Raw genomic sequence first — 17595 nt, 5'->3', positions numbered from 1 at the left:
CTCCAGGGCGCGGCGATGCCGCCCTGGAGGGAGCATACGTCGATACGCGCTTGATTTCCGTGATGCGGCGCAGATAGGCATCACACGCGCGGAGATCAAGCGCCCGGGCCCATCAGGCACCCGGACACTTCCGGGCCACTTCAAACACCCAGACACCAGGCAAGCACGGCCTTCTGGGCATGCAACCGGTTCTCGGCTTCGTCGAAGACCACGGAATGCGGCCCATCGATGACTTCGTCGGTCACTTCCTCGCCGCGATGCGCGGGTAGGCAATGCATGAACAGCGCGTCCGGCTTGGCCCTGGCCATCAGCTTGGCGTTGACCTGGTAGGGCGAGAAGACGTTGTGGCCGCGCGCGCGATGCTCCTGGCCCATCGACACCCAGCAATCGGTGACGACGCAATCGGCCTGGTCGACGGCTTCCTCGGGCGAGCGGGTAAGGTTCACCCTACCGCCATGCGCCTGCGACCAATCGATGTGTTTCTGCGCCGGCTCGCTGCCTTCCGGCACCGCGACATTGAGGTTGAAGCGAAACCGCGCCGAGGCTTCCAGCAGCGAATGTAGCACGTTGTTGCCGTCGCCCGTCCAGGCGATCGTCTTGCCGGCAACCGGGCCGCGATGCTCCTCGAAGGTCATGATGTCGGCCATCAGCTGACAGGGATGAGTGTCGTCCGTCAGGCCGTTGATCACCGGAATCGTGGCGTTCTCGGTCAGCTCCATCAGCCGGTCGTGCGAGGTGGTGCGGATCATGATCGCGTCGACATAGCGCGACAGCACCTTGGCGGTGTCGGCGATGGTCTCGGAGCGGCCAAGCTGCATTTCGGTGCCGGTCAGCATGATGGTCTCGCCGCCAAGCTGGCGCATGCCGACATCGAAGGAGACACGCGTGCGGGTCGACGGCTTGTCGAAGATCATGGCCAGCACCTTGCCTTCGAGCGGCTTCGATCGCTCGCCCGCCTTGAGACGCGCCTTGCGCGCCACCGCATCGGTGAGCATGAAGCGCAGGTCGCCCTCTGAAACGGCGGAGAGGTCGGTGAAATGGCGAAGGGACATCGGCAATGGTTCCGGGATTACTTCGCGGCCGCGGAGGCGATCGCTTCCGACAGGCCCTTGGCGCCGGCACGAATGCGGGCGAGCGCCTCATGGATCTCGGCGTCGGTTACCGTCAGCGGCGGCAGCAGGCGAATGACGTTGTCGCCGGCCGGGACCGCAAGCAGATGCTGGTCACGCAGCGCCATGTTGACCTTGGTGTTGGGCATGGCGCATTTGAGGCCGAGCATCAGGCCGGTACCCCTGATATCCTCGATCACCTCGGGAAATTCGTCCGCGACTGCCGCAAGTCCCTGCTTCATGAGCAGCGCCTTGCGCTGGACGTCCTCGAGGAATCCGTCTTCCAGCACGACGTCGAGCACCGCGTTGCCGACCGCCATGGCCAGCGGATTGCCGCCGAAGGTGGTGCCATGGACGCCGGCGGTCATGCCAATGGCGGCTTCGTCCGTGGCAAGGCAGGCGCCCATCGGGAAGCCGCCGCCGATGCCCTTGGCGATCGCCATGATGTCAGGGGTGACACCTGACCATTCGTGCGCGAAAAGCTTGCCGGTCCGGCCAATGCCGCACTGGACCTCGTCATAGATCAGAAGCAGCCCGTGCTGGTCGCAAAGCTGGCGCAACCGCTTCAGCGACTGCACCGGCACCGGGCGGATACCGCCCTCGCCCTGCACCGGCTCGATCAGGATGGCGGCGGTTTCGGGCGTGATCGCCTTTTCGGCCGCATCGATATCATCGAAGCCGACCTGGTCGAACCCCTCGACCTTGGGTCCGAATCCTTCCAGGTATTTGTACTGACCGCCCGCGGCGATGGTGGCTAGCGTGCGGCCATGGAAGGCGCCCTCGAAGGTGATGACGCGGAAGCGCTCGGGATGCCCCTTGACGAAGTGGTACCGCCGCGCCGTCTTGATGGCGCACTCCAGCGCCTCGGCGCCAGAATTGGTGAAGAACACCTTGTCCGCGAAGGTGGCATCGGCCAGCCGCTCGCCGAGCCGGCTCTGGCCCGGGATCTCGTAGAGATTGGAAACATGCCAAAGCTTGGCCGCCTGCTCGGTGAGCGCGGCAACCAGATGCGGATGGCCGTGGCCGAGCGAATTGACCGCGATCCCGCCGGCAAAGTCGAGATATCGCTCGCCCTTGTCGGTAACCAGCCATGTGCCTTCCCCGTGGTCGAATGCCAGGGGTGCCCGAGCAAAGGTCTCGTAAAGCGCCGAACCGCTCATTATATGCGTCTCCGGTACCGGAAAATCAAAAAAGCCGCCAAAGCGGCGGCCTTGTGCGGCTTATCGTGTTTTTCGGCCATGAAGTCAACGAAAACGTCGCGTAGTGCCGCGCGGCAAGCCCCCTGACGAGACGCCGGCTCATGAGCGAGCGGGCAAGTTGGGGAAAACCGAAAAAACCGATTCGTGTTGCACTTGGGACTCTTGTCACCGAGTCAGCGCATAAGGTAGTTGTAGTCGAGAAATAACTAGATTTCGTGCGGCGGACCTAATCACCAGATATATGTGGTGTCTGCCCCAGCAGTGGTGCTGGGCCGGAAACGGATTCCGATTGCCGCACGCTTAGCAGGAGCGCGGTCTCATGAACTGGACTGACGAGCGGGTCGAACTCTTACGAAAACTGTGGTCGGAGGGTCTGAGCGCAAGCCAGATTGCTGCCCAGCTTGGAGGGGTCAGCCGCAATGCGGTCATCGGCAAAGTGCACCGGCTGAAACTGTCGGGCCGTGGCCGCGCGACGGCGACGCCTGCACGTCAGAAGAAGGCGACGCAAGGTTCGAGCGTGCAGAAGTCGGTGGCGCGCGCCGCGACGGCCACGCGCCACGTCACCACCTCGATCGGCGCGACGGCGCTGCAGGCACAGTTCGATGCGGAGCCGGTGGTGCGGCACTACATCCGTCCGGTCGAAAATGTCGTGGTACCGATCTCACGCCACCTGCAGCTGGTCGAACTGACCGAGCGCACCTGCAAATGGCCGAACGGCGATCCGCTGTCGGAGGACTTCAACTTCTGCGGCAACGAGGCCGCCGAAACCGGTCCCTACTGCAAGTATCACGCCCGCGTGGCGTTCCAGCCGGCGGCGGAGCGGCGGCGCAATCGCTGAGTGAATAGTGAATAGTGAATAGTGAATAGTGAACGAGTAGGGGAGCCAATCCTCCCTAACTACTACTGACTATTCACTACTCACCTCTCACTCACAGCCAGCCATTCTTCCTGAACCGCCAGTAGAGAAACGCGCAGATCAGCGCGATGGCGGTCAGCACGATGGGATAGCCATATTCCATCTTCAGTTCCGGCATGTCGGTGAAGTTCATGCCATAGATGCCGGCGAATGCGGTCGGCACCGCAAGAATGGCGGCCCATGAGGCCAGTTTCTTGGAAATCGCCGTTTCCTGGCTTTGACCGACCAGCAAACTCGCCTCGAATGCGAAGGCCAGCACCTCGCGCAGACTGTCGATCTTTTCCTGGACGGTGCGGATGTGGTCCGTCACGTCGCGGAACAAGGGATGCATGGCTGAATGGATCTGCGGCAGGTCGGCGCTGGTCAGCCGACGACAGACCTCGACCAGCGGCAGCGCCGCATTGCGCAGGCGAAGGAGATCACGGCGCAACATATACAGCCGTTCGATATCGGGACCTGTCATCGGCTTCAGCAGCACCCGGTCCTCGATTGCCTCGACCTCGTCCTCGATCTGCTCCAGCACGGGCATGTAGTTGTCGACGATGAAATCGAGAATGGCATAGAGGACGAAATCCTCACCCTTGGCCAGCGAGTGCGGACAGCTTTCCCAGTGCTGGCGAACGGCGGCATAGGATGTCGAAGGGCCATGCCTGACGCTGACGATGTAGCCCGAGCCGACAAAGAGATGGGTCTCGCCGAAGGTGACGCGGCCTTCGATCAACTGCGCGGTGCGGGCGACAATGAACAGGGCATCGCCATATTGTTCGATCTTGGGCCGCTGGTGCGGATGCTCCGCATCCTCGATCGCCAGTTCGTGCAGATGAAACTGCGCCTGGACGCGCAACAGAAGCTCGCGGTCCGGTTCGAGCAGGCCGATCCAGACCACATGCCCGGATTTCCTGGCCCATTCGCCGGCTTCCTCGATCGGAATATCGGCGATACGCCGACCAGCCACATAGACACTGGAGGCGATGATACCCGACGTCGGCGGCGCGGGCTTGGACTCCCGAACATAATCCATCGCAGCCTCCCGGAAGCTTGGCCTTGGTGGAGGCCGACGAGCTTGGCCGGTCAGCTTAGCGCAATATGGTCGAGCGTTCGAGAGGCCGGAAGCCTCTCAGTTTGCCGGCATTGACGCGGAAAGACTGATCTTGTCGGTCTTGTCGCCCTTCGGCCGGTCGGCGGGCATCTGATCGCCGGTGACGATGTAATAGATCGTCTCGGCGATGTTGGTGGCGTGATCGCCGATGCGCTCGATGTTCTTGGCGCAGAAAAGGAGATGCGTGCAGGGCGTGATGTTGCGCGGGTCTTCCATCATGTAGGTCAGCAGTTCGCGAAACAGCGACGTGTACATGGCGTCTATCTGATCGTCGCGGTCGCGCACGAAGCTGATCTTGTCTACCGAGCGCGACGCGTAGACGTCGAGCACTTCCTTGAGCTGGGTGAGCGCAAGGTTGGCCAGGGCTTCGAGACCGCGAAACAGGCTGGTCGGCTGGCGGCCGTCCGTGACGGCGACCACACGCTTGGCAACATTCTTGCCGAGGTCGCCGACCCGTTCGAGATCGGCGGAAATGCGGATCGCGCCAACGATCTCGCGCAGATCCGTCGCCATCGGCTGGCGCTTGGCGATGATGATGATTGCCTTGTCGTCGATCTCGCGCTGGCCCTCATCCAGGACGACGTCGTCGCGGATGACTTTCTGGGCCAGTCCGGGATCGGCATTGACCAGAGCGGCGACCGCTTGCTCGACCATGCGTTCGGCATGGCCGCCCATGGCAGCGATGCGCTTGGACAGAAATTTCAGCTCCTCGTCATAGGCGCTCATTATGTGCACGGACTGCATGGACGAAATGCCTTCCCACGGTTCTTGATTTTGAGTCGTTTCCTCGAATCCCCGCTGATACGCTACCCGGATGACAGAAAAAAGAAACGGTCCGGTGGAAAACTAGGGCGATATCAGTGCGCCGGCAAATGGACCGAGAAGGCGGCGCCCTTGCCGACCTCGGACTTGATCGTCAGCCTGGCGTTGTGGCGGGTCAGTATGTGCTTGACGATCGACAGGCCGAGCCCCGTGCCCTTCTGGGTCCGGCTGCTCTCGACGTCGACGCGGTAGAAGCGCTCGGTGATGCGCGGAATGTGTTCCTCGGGAATGCCTGGGCCGAAATCCCTGATCGTTACGTCGAAGCCGGGTTCGGAACCGTCGTTGCCGCGCGCGATCGACACCACGACGCGGCCGCCCGACTGGCCGTATTTGCAGGCGTTCTCCAGCAGGTTCTCGAAGACCTGAAACAGCTCGTCGCGGTCACCCGGCACACTGAGCGCTCCCTGGGCGAAATTCCGCTCGATGGCGACATTGTTTTCCCGCGCCAGCGGGGCAAGTGAATCGATGACGCCGTCGACGGTCTGGCGCAGGTCGACCTCGGTACCGGGCTTGAGATAGGGCTTCATCTCCAGCCGCGACAACGACAGGAGGTCGTCGATCAACCGCGCCATGCGGCCTGTCTGGTTCTGCATGATCTGCAGGAATTGTTCGCGTGCCGCCGGATCGTTGCGGGCCGGTCCACGCAGCGTCTCGATGAAACCAGCTATCGAGGCGAGCGGGGTGCGCAGTTCATGGCTGGCATTGGCGATGAAGTCGGCGCGCATGCGGTCGATGCGTCGCGCCTCACTCTGGTCCTTGAACACCAGCACATAAAGATCCGTGCCGTGCCCGACCGAGGACGCGCTGACCCGGTAGGCGCGTTCGACCGGCAGCTTCTCGGTATAGTCGACAACGTCAGATGCGACGGCGCCAGACAGCATGCTGTCCAGCAGGGCCTGCATCTCCGGCGCCCGGAATTTCAGCGGCAGCGATATGCCCGGTGCGATGCCGCCGAAGGCCGCGAAGGCGGAGGCATTGGCATGGACGATCGTCGCGGCATGATCGAAGATGATGAGCGGATCGGCAACGGCAGCCGCCAGATACTCGCCAGACAGGCGCTGCAAGCCAATCGCCTCGATGGCGGCAGCGTCCTCTGGCGACTGGCCCGCCCCGCCGGCAGGCAGTAGCGCGGCCCCGAGCAGCATGGCCAAAGCCGGCACCAGCACATAGGCGGAAATGCCGGCAAGGAAATATACAGCGAGAATTGCGAGAAAGCCCGCCAGGATCAGCCAGCGGCCGTTCCATAGCCGGGCGGCGATCGTCCCCGCCACATCCTTGTCGTCCGCGCCCCGGTCAGCCATTGGCCCCTGCGTCCCGCATTGCCAGGTTTCGCCAGCCTGGCAACTTTCGTGCTGGACCGGCAGGAAGGCCCCCAATAGCATGAGTCCGGAAGCTGGAAAGGTTTGTCTCGATGAAAAAAGCCAAGGAAAAATCCGCCGAACCGGCCTCGGCGCCGTTGAAGCTCAAGATCGACGGCAAGGAGCGGGAATTCGATATCGAGAACCGGGAGCTTCCGGACTGGGTCGAGAACAACAAGCTGACCGCGGGCGGCTATCCCTACGACAAGAAAATGAAAAGCGAGGAGTATGACGAGACGCTCGAGAAGCTGCAGATCGAACTGGTCAAGGCGCAGGCCTGGCTGCAGGCGACCGGCAAGCGGGCGATGGCGCTGTTCGAGGGCCGCGACGCCGCCGGCAAGGGCGGTACGATCTTCGTGGTTCGCCAGTACCTCAACCCGCGCACCGCGCGCAATGTCGCGCTGACCAAGCCAACTCCCACCGAGCTTGGGCAATGGTACTACCAGCGCTATGTCGACCACTTCCCGACATCGGGTGAATTCGTCACCTTCGACCGCTCCTGGTACAACCGCGCCGGCGTCGAGCCGGTGATGGGCTTCTGCACGCCCGAACAACACGAGCGGTTCCTCGACGAGACGCCGCATTTCGAGCGGATGATCGTCAATGATGGCATCCATTTCTTCAAATTCTGGCTGAACATCGGCCAGGAGACGCAGCTCGAGCGCTTTCACGATCGCCGCTACAGCCCGCTGAAGAGCTGGAAGTTTTCGCCGATCGACATTGCCGGCATCACCAAGTGGGACGATTACACCAAGGCGCGCGACACCATGTTCGAGCGTACCCACAAGGAGTTCGCGCCATGGATCATCGTGCGCGCCAACGACAAGCGCCGCGCGCGGCTGGCGGTGATGCGCCGCATCCTGTTGTCGCTGCCCTATGAGGGACGCGATCTCGATGTGATCGGCAAGGAAGACAAGAAGATCATCGGCGACGGGCCGTCGTTCCTCGGCAAGGAAGGGTGATTTTCGCCGCGCCGCATGGTTCCCCACGCGGCACGGCATTCCAGGACAGGTTCACCGTTTCACGGAAACGGCGAACCATTTTCCCGGAATTGCTCAGGCCATCGCTCAGGCCGCAAGCCTGGCGATACGTTGCAGGCGCCGCAGCGTGGCGTCATCCTGCAGTGCCTGCTGGAACAGCGATATTTCCTCGTCGATGCGCTCGCACAGTGCGCCGGGATTTCCCTTGAGCAGCCCGCGGGTCTGAAGCAGGGCCGCCACCGGTTTCTTGGCGAGTTGCCTTGCCCGGCCGAGCGCGGCCTCCTCGACACCGCCGTGGACGATCTCGGCAACGAGGCCGAGCGCCCTGGCATCCTCGGCGTTCAGCGTGTCGCCGAGGCAGAAGAAGCGGAAGGCGCCGGCATAGCCGAGCTTCTGCGGCGCCAGGATGCTGGTCGCCGCGTCCGGCACCAGGCCGAAATCGACGAACGGCACCCGGAAAGTGCTCGCGCCGGATGCGATCACCATGTCGCAGTGGAACAGGATGGTGCATCCGACGCCAACGGCATCGCCATCGACACAGGCCAGGATCGGCTTGGGAAACGTCGCCAGCATGCGGAACATGTCGGTGACGGCGGCGATCAGCTTCTGATGCTTGGTGGCATCGAGGAATTCCGAGAAATCGCCACCGAGGCAGAAGCAACCCGCCAGGCCACGCAGCACGACGACACGCACCTCGTCGTTTTCCGCGGCCTCGTGGAACGTCCTGGCAAGGCTCTCATAGGCCCTTCTGTCGAGCACCGGCCGGCCATCGGTCGACGACACGGTGACGATCAGCGTGTGGTTGCGCAGTTCAGGCTGCGGGTGCACGACCGTATCCGATCTCATGACGCCCTCCTTTGCCCGAACATGTCGGGATATCCCCTGGCCAGGACCGGAGCATGATGATTGCGGCGCGAGCGCACCACCTCCAGCGTATGTTCGTTGAAGGTGAGCAGCGTCGCCACGACCTGCTGGTTGCCATAGGTGCGCTGATAGCCCAGCGGCGTCGCCAGGAAATGCAGCTGCAAGGCGCGCAGCACCCACATCGGTTCGAATTCGATGATCACCTTGTCGACGCCGCGCTTCAGCCCCCACTCGACGAAACCGGCGATCAATTCCGTACCGACGGTCGAAACGCCGCGACGGCCGTCGCGGAAGCCGGAGGCCACGGCATAGCGGGTCAACTCCCAGATGTTGGGGCCTGAGGGTGGCGTTCCCTCGGAGAGGTCGGTCAAGACCTCGGTCAAAAGATGCGGCCGCGTGGTCGGCAGCATCCGCTGATAGCCGGCGATTTCATTGCCCCGGATGACGATCTGATGCACCGCCTCGTCATGATCGAATTGATCAACTTCGAAACCATCCGGGCGCCGAAGATCCTCCCACCCCATCTCTTCGACAAATATCTGGTAACGCAGCCGATGGACCGCCTCCCACAAGTCGGGACGTTCCATCAGTTCTTGGGTTGTAAGACAAAAAAGCATTCCGTCGTCTCCTGGGTTTAAGAGGAAGATACGGCCGTGCTTCAGTGGGAAAATTGCGTGATCACGTAGGCAAGAAATTCTGGTCCGGCACGGCCATCCTAGCTAATGTAGCCGCGCCGTATCGCCTCGGCGACTGCCTGCACCCGGTTCACGGCACCGAGTTTGCTTTTGGCGTTAAGAAGATGTTTCTCCGATGTGTGTTCGGAGATACCGAGGATTTGCGAAATCTCCCATTCCGACTTGCCGACTGCCGCCCATTGCAGACACTCGCGTTCGCGTGGCGTCAACTCGATATGGTCGATCGTCCTGCCGGCCATGGTGTGAAGTTGCATGGCGCGGCCAACGGCATAGGTCGAGACGAGCGAGACCAGGCCGAACTCGGCCGCCGACAGCTCGACCGCCTCACCGCCCAGCGAGACCATGACGATCTGGCCATCGAGTGTAATCAAGGGGAAAGCCAGGCCGTCGCGCAGCTTGAAGGAACCCGCGTCTCCCATCACTTCGCCGCTGCTCTTGTCGATGGACACGCCTCGCGCGGCTTCCTGCCACTTGAACGGCGCCTGCAGCTGCTTCATGTGGCTGACCACGGGATCGTGATCGACATAGTTGCGCGCCACGTAGCGCTCCAGCCATTCGACGGGCCAATCGCACAGCAGAACATGCTGCTTCTGCTGACCGACCGGCGTGCCCGGCTGCGGGACGGTGCCGGCCATCAGCGCGGTCAGACCGAAATCCGACGTTACGCCCAGCAGTCTCTCGCAGACCGCAGCCGCCGTTGCGGCGTGCTGCAATTGGTCAATGTATTCCAGCGTTCGATCGAACTGACTCATCGCAACATCAACCCCATGTTGCCTTATGCATTGGGATCGATGGTCCGCGCCTTGCGCGCACTTTGCCACCGACCGCGGATTGCAACGCGCACATTTCCGGTTGTGGTTCTCGACCCTGGTACCCCCACCAGGGCAGCCACCGCTGTTTGCAAACGCACCAGACCATATCCTGAAATTGGCGCGTTGAAATCAAAAACCATTGTGCCTGTACCATTTTCGTACCAAAACCGGTGCATAGGTGAGTGCGGGCGGAGTTCTATCGTGGCGTTGCAATGGAGGTCCCTGATCCTGGCGGCGGCCCTGATCGCGGCGCCATCATGGGCTGCCCGAGCGCACGCCGCCGAGCCACAGGTGCCAGTGTTGTGGGACGCCAAGGAACGGCTGCCCAAGCCGGATCTTTCGGCCCTGCCGCGACTGCGATTCCTGACGACCACGGATTTTCCGCCCTTCAACTTTCTCGACGGCTCGGGAAAGCTGTCCGGGTTCCATATCGATCTGGCGCGCGCCATATGCGCGGAGCTCGGAGTTGCCGACAAATGCCAGATCCAGGCATTGCCCTGGGCCGAGCTCCAGGGCGCGCTCGATAAGGGCGAAGGCGAAGCGATCATCGCAGGCATCGCCGCCACGGCGCAGTCGCGCCAGGCATACGCCTTCTCGCGCTCCTATCTGCAGTTTCCAGCCCGCTTCATCATGCCGAAAAGCAAGGCGCTGGCGGAGCCGATCTTCGACAAGCTGCGCGGCAAGCGCGTCGGCGTCATCGCGGGCTCGGCGCATGAGCGCATGCTGAGGGACTATTTCAAAACGGTCCAGGTCGTCACCTTCGATGGACCGGACGCCCTCTACGGCGATCTCAAGGCGGGCAAGATCGATGCCGCCTTCGGCGACGGCATGCGCTTCGCCTTCTGGCTCGGCGGCTCCGATGCGGCCGGCTGCTGCCGTTTTGCCGGCGGTCCCTATCTCGCGCCTGAATATCTGGGAACAGGCCTGGCCATCGCCACGAAGGCGGACAATCCGGCGCTGGCATCTGCGCTCGACTATGCGCTACAGGAGATTTCGATGAAGGGCACCTTCGCCGAATTCTACCTGCGCTACTTTCCGGTCAGCTTTTTCTAGGGGCCGCGGCCAAAGAGACTCTCAGGTCAGTGTGCGCAGGCGCGCCTTGGCGGCACGGCCGATGGCGGCAACGGTCAGCGTGTCGAGATCGAGCTCCCGGCGGATAAGCTGCAGCACCCGCACCTCCTCCATGCGCATTTCGAGATCGACGGCGGCGACCTCAAAGGCGGCGGCATAGGCGGTGTCGCGGAGACGTTCAGGCAAGGCCTCGCCAACGCGTGCGAGAACGCCTTCAAGACCATCCTTTTCATGCAGCATCTGCTGGCAGTCCTGGGCAACCTCGACCAGCCGGTCGTGCCTGAAATCCTCGAACACCGGCCATGAGCGGACGACTTCGCCGATCCGCGCCAATTCGACATCGGTCATGTCACGGTCTGAGGCGGACGTGATGACCATCAGGTAGATCAAGGCTTCATGCGGGGTCGGCGACGGCATTCTTTACTCCTTTGACGGGCTTCGAAGGTAGGAACGCGCCATTGGCGCCGCAAGGAAAAAGGCGCTCCACGCGTTGACGCTCCGGCCATGCACGCCTAGAGACCGGATGAAAATCGACACCTGCGGCCGTACCAGCCAACAGTCTGGCCGACGAATAACTGGAAAACACGATTATGGCGGGATCAAACATCATCGATCTCAACCCCGAACTGCTGGTGGCAGCGGCCGAGAGCAAGGCATGGCCGTTCGAGGAAGCCAAAAAGATCATCGAGCGCTACAAAGGCGGTGATTTTCCCGCAACGGTCCTGTTCGAGACCGGCTACGGGCCGTCGGGCCTGCCGCATATCGGCACATTCGGCGAGGTGGCGCGCACATCCATGGTGCGCCACGCCTTCCGCATCCTGACGCAGGACAAGGTCGCGACCAAGCTCCTGTGCTTTTCCGACGACATGGACGGCATGCGCAAGATCCCCGACAACGTCCCGGACCGCGCCGCGCTCGAGCCGTATCTGCACAAGCCGCTGTCTTCGGTGCCCAATCCGTTCGGCGGCGATTATGCGAGTTTCGCCGACCACAACAACGCGATGCTCTGCCGCTTCCTCGACACGTTCGGCTTCGACTACGAGTTCGCCAGCGCAACGCAGTACTACAAGTCCGGCCGCTTCGACGCGATGCTCATTCGCGCGGCCGAACGCTACGACCAGATCATGGCCGTGATGCTGCCGACGCTCGGGCCGGAGCGGCAGGCGACCTACAGCCCGTTCCTGCCGATTTCGCCCAGGAGCGGCCGCGTGCTTTATGTCCCCATGAAGCATGTCGACGCCAAGGCCGGCACCATCACCTTCGACGACGAGGGCACCGAGACCACGCTTTCGATCACCGGCGGCAAGGTGAAGCTGCAGTGGAAGCCGGACTTCGGCATGCGCTGGGCGGCACTCGGCGTCGATTTCGAGATGTTCGGCAAGGACCATCAGACCAATGCGGTGGTCTATGACCGCATCTGCAACATACTGGGCGGACGTGCGCCGGAGCATTTCGTCTACGAACTGTTCCTGGACGAGAACGGCCAGAAGATCTCGAAGTCGAAGGGCAATGGCCTGACCATCGACGAATGGCTGACCTATGCGCCGACCGAGAGCCTCGGCCTCTACATGTACCAGCGGCCACGGCAGGCGAAGAAACTCTATTTCGACGTCATTCCGAGGGCGGTGGACGAGTATTACACCTTCCTCGCCGCCTACCCTCGGCAGGATTGGAAGGAGCGGCTAGGCAACCCGGTCTGGCATATGCATGACGGCAACCCGCCCGCCATCGATATGCCGGTGCCGTTCTCGCTGCTGCTCAATCTTGTCAGCGCCTCCAATGCGCAGAACAAGGATGTGCTGTGGGGCTTCATCTCGCGCCACGCCCCGGGCGTGACGCCGGCCACCCATCCCGAGCTCGACAGGCTGACAGGCTATGCGATCCGTTATTTCGACGACTTCGTGAAGCCGACGAAAACGTTTCGCCCGGCCGACGACGTCGAACGCGAAGCGCTTCAAATTCTGGAAAAGGCGCTCGGCGACCTGCCGGAGGGTGCGAGCGGCGAAGCGATCCAGAACGCCTCGCTCAACGTGGCGCGAAAGATCGAGCGTTACCAGGACCATTCCAAGCAGAGCCCCGAGGGCGGGCCCGGCGTTTCAGGCGCCTTCTTCCAGATGATCTACCAGGTGCTGATCGGCCAGGAGCGCGGTCCGCGCTTCGGCTCCTTCGCCGCGCTCTACGGCGTCGCCGAAACGCGCGAGCTCATTCGGAAGGCGCTGGCTGGCCAGCTGGTTTGAGGACGCCGCCGTCCTCTTCCAGGATCGAACCCGGCGCCTCGGGCGCCGGGGCGGCTGCGGCGGGCGCCGCGGGCATGCCGGCAAGGTTCGGCGCCGATCCGAAAATACCCACCTTGGCCTTTTGCGCCTTGTCGCCGGCCTCGACATAGGGTCCGTCGCTGGCGGCGCGCGCCCAGCCATTTTCAACCAGCCACTGGCCTACATCCAGCTTGCCGATCCGGCACTCGGCGGCGATCAGGTCGCGCCCGCCTTCGGGCGGCACCGTGCAAACCACCGCGCGGCCACGCAGGAAGCCGCGGAATGCCGTTCGTGCGCGGATGCCGCATGGCCAGGATTTGCCGTCGGTGGTGCATGTCTCGTCCGGCTTGAGGATGTCGATGCCGGAAACGGCGACAGAGTAGCCTTTGGCGTCGATCAGGCCGGCGGCCGGCGCGACCGGCTGAAACAGCTTGGTACCGTTCCAGTCGTCCGGCATCTTCGGCTTGGGCGGCGGGGCGAGCGCCAGCTTGCTCAGCGGCTCGCGTGGCTCGATGCGCTCCAAATCGCCGGCAGGTAGTTCAGGCGGCGCGACCAATTGCGGATCGATGGCCCTGGAATGCACCGCCGGCTTCGGTGTTTGCCCGGGTGCCGGGATTGCCGATGTGGCGCTTTCCCCTGACGTCGCCTCGGTGCCTGCCCCGGCCCCCATGTCGGCGCCAGGATCGATCTGGTCCACCGCGACAGTGCTTTCAGGGCCTTTCAGCCTGTGGCCGCCGACAATGACCAGTCCGGCCATCACCGGGACCATCAAAACCGCCAGGGCAAGATGAGGGAGCCGCACCACGCAGACCTACTGGCTCGCCCACACGATCCGCGCCACCCACTCGACATCGCGCATGGCGATATCGCGGTCAGGGTGATCGGGATTGAGGGAGACCAGGGCGATCGACTTGACGGTCTGGCGCTCGAGCACCTTGGCCATCACTTCGCCCGACGTGGTCTTGACGACGACGCGGTCGCCCTTGCGGGTGGCCGCGCCCGGCTCGACGATGAGCACGTCGCCATTGCGGTAGAGCGGCAGCATGGAATCGCCCTGCACCTGCAGCGCATAGGCGCTTTCGGTCGATTGCGCCGGAAGTTCCACCAGGTCCCAGCCCTGCCCCGCCGGAAAGCCGGCATCGTCGAAGAAGCCGCCGGCGCCGGCCTGGGCAAAGCCAAGCAGCGGTACGGAGCGCCGTCGGGCGGGTACAGCCCCGGGGACGCTACGGCCCTCGATCAGTCCGGTGAACTCGTCGAGGGAAGCCCCCGTTGCCTCGATGATCTTGGCCAGCGATTCGGTCGACGGCCAACGCGGCCGGCCGTCGGATGAAAGCCGCTTCGACTTGTTGAAAGCGGTCGAGTCGAGCCCGGCGCGCCTCGCAAGGCCCGAAGCCGAGAGCGAATAGCGCTCGGCGAGAGCGTCGATTGCGGCCCATACGCGGTCGTGTGAGAGCAATCTCGCTCTCCTTCAGAACAGGAAAAAATGCCTCTCCCTGTCTAGCGCGCGACCACCCCCTTGTCCATCGGCGCGCCGGTGGAACGTCGAGAAATCTGCGCGGCCTCAGCGTCCGGTTGCAGGCTATGCAACCCCGGCCATAGCCTTGGGCAGCCCCTTCTTGAGCTCCTCGGCGTTCATGACCGGCACGAAATCAAGGGCGGCATTGAAAGCAAGAAAGAAGCGCTCGCCATAATAGGGCATGTCGGAGCTGTCTTTCATGTCGACGAACAAATAGGCCGTGCGCTGTCCCTTTTCCACGGTGAAATAGGCGGCTTCCGGCTTCAGCTCGGACAGGCTGTGCCCGATGAACTTTTCCATGCTTCCGTCCTTGAGCGCCTTGTTGCCTTCGACGGTTGGAACGGTGACTTTCAGCATCATGCGCATGATAACTGCCCTCCTATGTATATTATCTATGACTAATATACCGTTTCAACCGGCTGCAAAAGAGCCTGCGCGGCCTGACTGCAAAGGTGTGATCAAGCTGGCGCCGATGCTGCCGGATTGACCCCGGTCGCGGAATGACCCTATGGTCAAGCCGCGGTGCAGGCCGCATCCGGGTCCGCGGGAAGGGTTGAACCCACTTGCATCGATGAGCTGACACCCAAACCTTTGTGCAGCCGGATTTGCGGACCTTCGGCGAAGAACGCACGGAGGTTTTCATGAAACGACTCCCCAACCGTCCCGATCTCGACCTGCTGAAGAAGCAGGCCAAGGAACTGCTCGTGGCCTATCGGCGCGGCGAAGCGGGCGCCCTTGCGCGCTTTCGCGAAGCGCTACCGGCTGCGGCGGGCCTGGAAGACAAGGCGATCCTCGCGCTCGGCCTGCGCCTGCACGACGCCCAGTCCTGCCTGGCGCGCGAATACGAATTTCCCTCATGGCGCGATCTGAGCAGCTTCGTCGTCGCGCAGCGTGCGTCTGGCGCCGACCGGGCCTCCGCGATCCGCGCCCTGGCCGGGCTCATCTATGCCGGTGACATCAGCGGCAGCACCAACAGGGCGAGCCCGGCTGCCGCGGCCCGCGCGATCGAAGACCGCCCGGATCTCGTCGGGGGAGATGCGTACTTCGCCTGCGCGGTTGGCGACGGGGCGATGCTGCGCAGCGCTGTCAGGCAAGATGCCGGCTGGGTCAATCGTGCGGGCGGCCCCCTCGCCCTGCCGCCGCTGATGGCCGTGACCCATTCGAGCCTGGCGCGGCTGCCGCGCTACCGTGACGCTCTTCATGCCGCCGCCGGGCTCCTGCTTGAGGCAGGCGCCGACCCGAACCAGGCGGTGGGCAGCCGCTGGCCGCCCGCCTCGCTGGAAAAGCCGTCGCAGGAGTATCCGCTCTCGGCGCTCTATGGGGCCGCCGGCCAGAACCACGATCCGGTGATGACGAAGCTGCTGCTCGATGCCGGCGCTGATCCGAACGATGGGGAATCGCTTTATCATTCACTCGAGAACCCGGCCTGCACGCGGCTTCTGCTCGAAGCCGGCGCCCGTGTCACCGGCTCGAACGCGCTTTACAGGGTTCTCGATCTCGACAGCCTGGAAGCCCTGCAATTGCTGCTTGCAGCACCGGATGCCAACCCGAATGAGCCTGCAGGCAGTCAACCGACCGCCGATTGGGGAAGGCCGCTTTTATGGGCGATCCGGCGGCGGCGCTCTCCAGCCCATATCCAGGCGCTGCTCGCGGCGGGCGCCGACCCATCGGTGCGAACCCCCGGAGGCTTGAGCGCCTATCAGGTCGCGCTGCGCTTCGGCTTGCCGGATGTCGCGGCGCTGTTGCGGCAGCCGGGCGATGACGAACCGCTTCCCGACGAGGAACGGTTCATCGCCGCCTGCGCAGAAGGCGACGAAGCGGCGGCGCGCGCAATCAAAGCCCGCAGGCCCGACTTGCCAGGCGCACTGTCGGACCAGCAGTTGAGGCTCCTGCCCGAGCTTGCCGCGCAAGGTTGCGACGAGGCGGTGAAAACAATGGTCAGACTCGGCTGGCCAATCGCGACGCGCGGCGGCGACTGGGACGCCTCGGCGCTGAACCACGCGGTGTTTCGCGGCGATGCCGGCCTCACGCGGTTCCTGCTGGAGCACGGCGCCGACTGGAAGGAACGGCACGGCTTCGGCGGCGATGTGCGCGGGACGCTCGGATGGGCGTCCGTCAACGAGCCCGAAAGCGCCGGCGACTGGGTTGGCTGCGCCGAGGCGCTCGTGGCGCACGGCATGCCGGCCGGCCGGCCCGACCCGCAAGGCAGGCGGGCCGTCGCCTTCGACGACACGGTGATGGTCTTTTCGGACGAGGTAACCGACTTCCTGCTTGGAACGCCGGACTGACGCAGCCGAACCTGAACCGGCCGGGCGCGGTCGGGCCGGCCATCGAGCCCGCCCGATCAGCTTCGCTTGGCCTGTTCGCGCAGGTTCCGGTGCGAGGCGATGAAGGCGCGCTCGGTTTCCGTGGGTGGGCGCGGCGCGGCAGCACGGCCAAGCGCCGCCACGACCTCGTCGATGTCGATGAAGCTACGTGCCTTGCGGTCGTAGACACCGGCCGTCGTCAGGATCAGCGCGGCCGTCTCGCCATTGTCGAGGACGAAACGGTGCTTGCCTATGACCTGGCTGCCTTCCCAGGTCTCGATCGAAGACACCACTTCGAAGCAGCGCCACAGCCGAATCTCGCGCGCGTAGACCGCCTGCAGCCCACCCATCATCGGTGCCCAGCCGTTCTTGCGCGCCAGCCGGATGAGGCCGGCACGGACGAACAGGTCGATACGGCCGAGATCGGCCAGCATCATGTAGCGCGCATTGTTGAGATGGATGTTGAAATCGATATCGGTCGGCAGGCAGCGAAAAGCCAGCCGCCCTTCCGCACCCATCACATAGGGACCACGGCTTCGCGTCGTGGCCAGCATGCGCGCCATGCGCGCCCAGACATACATTTCCTTCGCCCG

18 protein-coding genes are annotated in these 17595 nt (G+C 63.5%); 5 read left to right on the top strand and 13 right to left on the bottom strand.

Annotation, left to right across the window (positions count from 1 at the left end):
- Positions 1 to 140: 140 nt before the first annotated feature.
- Entirely contained in the window at positions 141 to 1052 is a 912-nt protein-coding gene (gene argF, locus FFS37_RS03260) for an ornithine carbamoyltransferase (protein WP_137929486.1), read from the bottom strand.
- A 17-nt stretch (positions 1053 to 1069) separates the two neighbouring features.
- Positions 1070 to 2269 (bottom strand): aspartate aminotransferase family protein, encoded by a 1200-nt coding sequence (locus FFS37_RS03255; RefSeq protein WP_137929485.1) that lies wholly within the window; start codon positions 2267 to 2269, stop codon positions 1070 to 1072.
- Between the two features lie 358 nt (positions 2270 to 2627).
- Here FFS37_RS03255 and FFS37_RS03250 point away from each other — a divergent pair, with 358 nt between their 5' ends.
- Complete coding sequence (locus FFS37_RS03250; protein ID WP_137929484.1) at positions 2628 to 3146, top strand: GcrA family cell cycle regulator; 519 nt, start codon at positions 2628 to 2630, stop codon at positions 3144 to 3146.
- A 91-nt stretch (positions 3147 to 3237) separates the two neighbouring features.
- On the opposite strand, the gene FFS37_RS03245 is transcribed toward FFS37_RS03250, so the two are convergent.
- The 3 genes from FFS37_RS03245 to FFS37_RS03235 all read right to left on the bottom strand — a co-directional run bounded on the left by FFS37_RS03245 (position 3238) and on the right by FFS37_RS03235 (position 6446).
- On the bottom strand, positions 3238 to 4245 hold the full coding sequence (locus FFS37_RS03245) for a magnesium and cobalt transport protein CorA (RefSeq protein ID WP_137929483.1): 1008 nt from the start codon (positions 4243 to 4245) through the stop codon (positions 3238 to 3240).
- A 96-nt stretch (positions 4246 to 4341) separates the two neighbouring features.
- A complete protein-coding gene (gene phoU / locus FFS37_RS03240; protein WP_137929482.1) occupies positions 4342 to 5067 on the bottom strand; it encodes a phosphate signaling complex protein PhoU in 726 nt (241 codons plus the stop codon).
- Between the two features lie 113 nt (positions 5068 to 5180).
- Entirely contained in the window at positions 5181 to 6446 is a 1266-nt protein-coding gene (locus FFS37_RS03235; RefSeq protein ID WP_137929481.1) for an ATP-binding protein, read from the bottom strand.
- Between the two features lie 110 nt (positions 6447 to 6556).
- On the opposite strand from FFS37_RS03235, the gene ppk2 reads away from it, so the two are divergent.
- On the top strand, positions 6557 to 7465 hold the full coding sequence (gene ppk2, locus FFS37_RS03230; protein WP_137929480.1) for a polyphosphate kinase 2: 909 nt from the start codon (positions 6557 to 6559) through the stop codon (positions 7463 to 7465).
- A gap of 105 nt (positions 7466 to 7570) precedes the next feature.
- Here the strand turns inward: ppk2 and FFS37_RS03225 are convergent, their stop codons facing one another.
- The 3 genes from FFS37_RS03225 to FFS37_RS03215 all read right to left on the bottom strand — a co-directional run bounded on the left by FFS37_RS03225 (position 7571) and on the right by FFS37_RS03215 (position 9794).
- Positions 7571 to 8329: an enoyl-CoA hydratase-related protein gene (locus tag FFS37_RS03225; RefSeq protein WP_137929479.1), complete on the bottom strand. Its 759-nt coding sequence runs from the start codon at positions 8327 to 8329 to the stop codon at positions 7571 to 7573.
- Positions 8326 to 8964, bottom strand: a complete 639-nt coding sequence (locus FFS37_RS03220) for an acyl-homoserine-lactone synthase (protein WP_137929478.1) — start codon at positions 8962 to 8964, stop codon at positions 8326 to 8328. Before FFS37_RS03220 ends, FFS37_RS03225 begins: the two co-directional genes overlap by 4 nt.
- Positions 8965 to 9062: 98 nt before the next feature.
- Positions 9063 to 9794 carry a helix-turn-helix transcriptional regulator gene (locus FFS37_RS03215; RefSeq protein WP_137929477.1) on the bottom strand — a complete coding sequence of 244 codons (732 nt, stop codon included), beginning with the start codon at positions 9792 to 9794 and terminating at the stop codon, positions 9063 to 9065.
- Between the two features lie 261 nt (positions 9795 to 10055).
- Here FFS37_RS03215 and FFS37_RS03210 point away from each other — a divergent pair, with 261 nt between their 5' ends.
- Positions 10056 to 10907, top strand: a complete 852-nt coding sequence (locus FFS37_RS03210; protein ID WP_137929476.1) for a transporter substrate-binding domain-containing protein — start codon at positions 10056 to 10058, stop codon at positions 10905 to 10907.
- Between the two features lie 21 nt (positions 10908 to 10928).
- Here the strand turns inward: FFS37_RS03210 and FFS37_RS03205 are convergent, their stop codons facing one another.
- Positions 10929 to 11342, bottom strand: a complete 414-nt coding sequence (locus FFS37_RS03205) for a tellurite resistance TerB family protein (protein WP_137929475.1) — start codon at positions 11340 to 11342, stop codon at positions 10929 to 10931.
- Between the two features lie 173 nt (positions 11343 to 11515).
- Between FFS37_RS03205 and FFS37_RS03200 the strand changes: the two genes are divergently transcribed.
- Positions 11516 to 13162, top strand: coding sequence for a lysine--tRNA ligase (locus FFS37_RS03200; protein WP_137929474.1), 1647 nt, complete (start codon positions 11516 to 11518; stop codon positions 13160 to 13162).
- On the opposite strand, the gene FFS37_RS03195 is transcribed toward FFS37_RS03200, so the two are convergent.
- The 3 genes from FFS37_RS03195 to FFS37_RS03185 all read right to left on the bottom strand — a co-directional run bounded on the left by FFS37_RS03195 (position 13128) and on the right by FFS37_RS03185 (position 15062).
- Positions 13128 to 13982 carry a thermonuclease family protein gene (locus tag FFS37_RS03195; protein ID WP_408631427.1) on the bottom strand — a complete coding sequence of 285 codons (855 nt, stop codon included), beginning with the start codon at positions 13980 to 13982 and terminating at the stop codon, positions 13128 to 13130. The genes FFS37_RS03200 and FFS37_RS03195 overlap by 35 nt on opposite strands.
- A gap of 9 nt (positions 13983 to 13991) precedes the next feature.
- On the bottom strand, positions 13992 to 14636 hold the full coding sequence (locus FFS37_RS03190; RefSeq protein ID WP_137929472.1) for a S24 family peptidase: 645 nt from the start codon (positions 14634 to 14636) through the stop codon (positions 13992 to 13994).
- A 123-nt stretch (positions 14637 to 14759) separates the two neighbouring features.
- On the bottom strand, positions 14760 to 15062 hold the full coding sequence (locus tag FFS37_RS03185; protein WP_137929471.1) for a hypothetical protein: 303 nt from the start codon (positions 15060 to 15062) through the stop codon (positions 14760 to 14762).
- Positions 15063 to 15337: 275 nt separating this feature from the next.
- On the opposite strand from FFS37_RS03185, the gene FFS37_RS03180 reads away from it, so the two are divergent.
- Positions 15338 to 16984, top strand: coding sequence for an ankyrin repeat domain-containing protein (locus tag FFS37_RS03180; RefSeq protein ID WP_137929470.1), 1647 nt, complete (start codon positions 15338 to 15340; stop codon positions 16982 to 16984).
- 56 nt (positions 16985 to 17040) lie between these two features.
- On the opposite strand, the gene FFS37_RS03175 is transcribed toward FFS37_RS03180, so the two are convergent.
- A complete protein-coding gene (locus FFS37_RS03175) occupies positions 17041 to 17583 on the bottom strand; it encodes a thioesterase family protein (RefSeq protein WP_137929469.1) in 543 nt (180 codons plus the stop codon).
- Between the last annotated feature and the right edge of the window lie 12 nt (positions 17584 to 17595).

The organism is Mesorhizobium comanense, assembly GCF_005503535.1.
Classification (GTDB): Bacteria; Pseudomonadota; Alphaproteobacteria; order Rhizobiales; family Rhizobiaceae; genus Mesorhizobium; species Mesorhizobium comanense.
The sequence above is the reverse complement of the archived record's forward strand: the minus strand, read 5'-3'. Positions and strand labels throughout refer to the sequence as shown.

Excerpts from the sequence above, each read along its gene's own strand:
- argF (WP_137929486.1), bottom strand. The coding sequence starts at position 1,052 with ATGTCCCTTCGCCATTTCACCGACCTCTCCGCCGTTTCAGAGGGCGAC.
- FFS37_RS03255 (WP_137929485.1), bottom strand. The coding sequence starts at position 2,269 with ATGAGCGGTTCGGCGCTTTACGAGACCTTTGCTCGGGCACCCCTGGCA.
- FFS37_RS03250 (WP_137929484.1), top strand. The coding sequence starts at position 2,628 with ATGAACTGGACTGACGAGCGGGTCGAACTCTTACGAAAACTGTGGTCG.
- FFS37_RS03245 (WP_137929483.1), bottom strand. The coding sequence starts at position 4,245 with ATGGATTATGTTCGGGAGTCCAAGCCCGCGCCGCCGACGTCGGGTATC.
- phoU (WP_137929482.1), bottom strand. The coding sequence starts at position 5,067 with ATGCAGTCCGTGCACATAATGAGCGCCTATGACGAGGAGCTGAAATTT.
- FFS37_RS03235 (WP_137929481.1), bottom strand. The coding sequence starts at position 6,446 with ATGGCTGACCGGGGCGCGGACGACAAGGATGTGGCGGGGACGATCGCC.
- ppk2 (WP_137929480.1), top strand. The coding sequence starts at position 6,557 with ATGAAAAAAGCCAAGGAAAAATCCGCCGAACCGGCCTCGGCGCCGTTG.
- FFS37_RS03225 (WP_137929479.1), bottom strand. The coding sequence starts at position 8,329 with ATGAGATCGGATACGGTCGTGCACCCGCAGCCTGAACTGCGCAACCAC.
- FFS37_RS03220 (WP_137929478.1), bottom strand. The coding sequence starts at position 8,964 with ATGCTTTTTTGTCTTACAACCCAAGAACTGATGGAACGTCCCGACTTG.
- FFS37_RS03215 (WP_137929477.1), bottom strand. The coding sequence starts at position 9,794 with ATGAGTCAGTTCGATCGAACGCTGGAATACATTGACCAATTGCAGCAC.
- FFS37_RS03205 (WP_137929475.1), bottom strand. The coding sequence starts at position 11,342 with ATGCCGTCGCCGACCCCGCATGAAGCCTTGATCTACCTGATGGTCATC.
- FFS37_RS03200 (WP_137929474.1), top strand. The coding sequence starts at position 11,516 with ATGGCGGGATCAAACATCATCGATCTCAACCCCGAACTGCTGGTGGCA.
- FFS37_RS03185 (WP_137929471.1), bottom strand. The coding sequence starts at position 15,062 with ATGCGCATGATGCTGAAAGTCACCGTTCCAACCGTCGAAGGCAACAAG.
- FFS37_RS03180 (WP_137929470.1), top strand. The coding sequence starts at position 15,338 with ATGAAACGACTCCCCAACCGTCCCGATCTCGACCTGCTGAAGAAGCAG.
- FFS37_RS03175 (WP_137929469.1), bottom strand. The coding sequence starts at position 17,583 with ATGTATGTCTGGGCGCGCATGGCGCGCATGCTGGCCACGACGCGAAGC.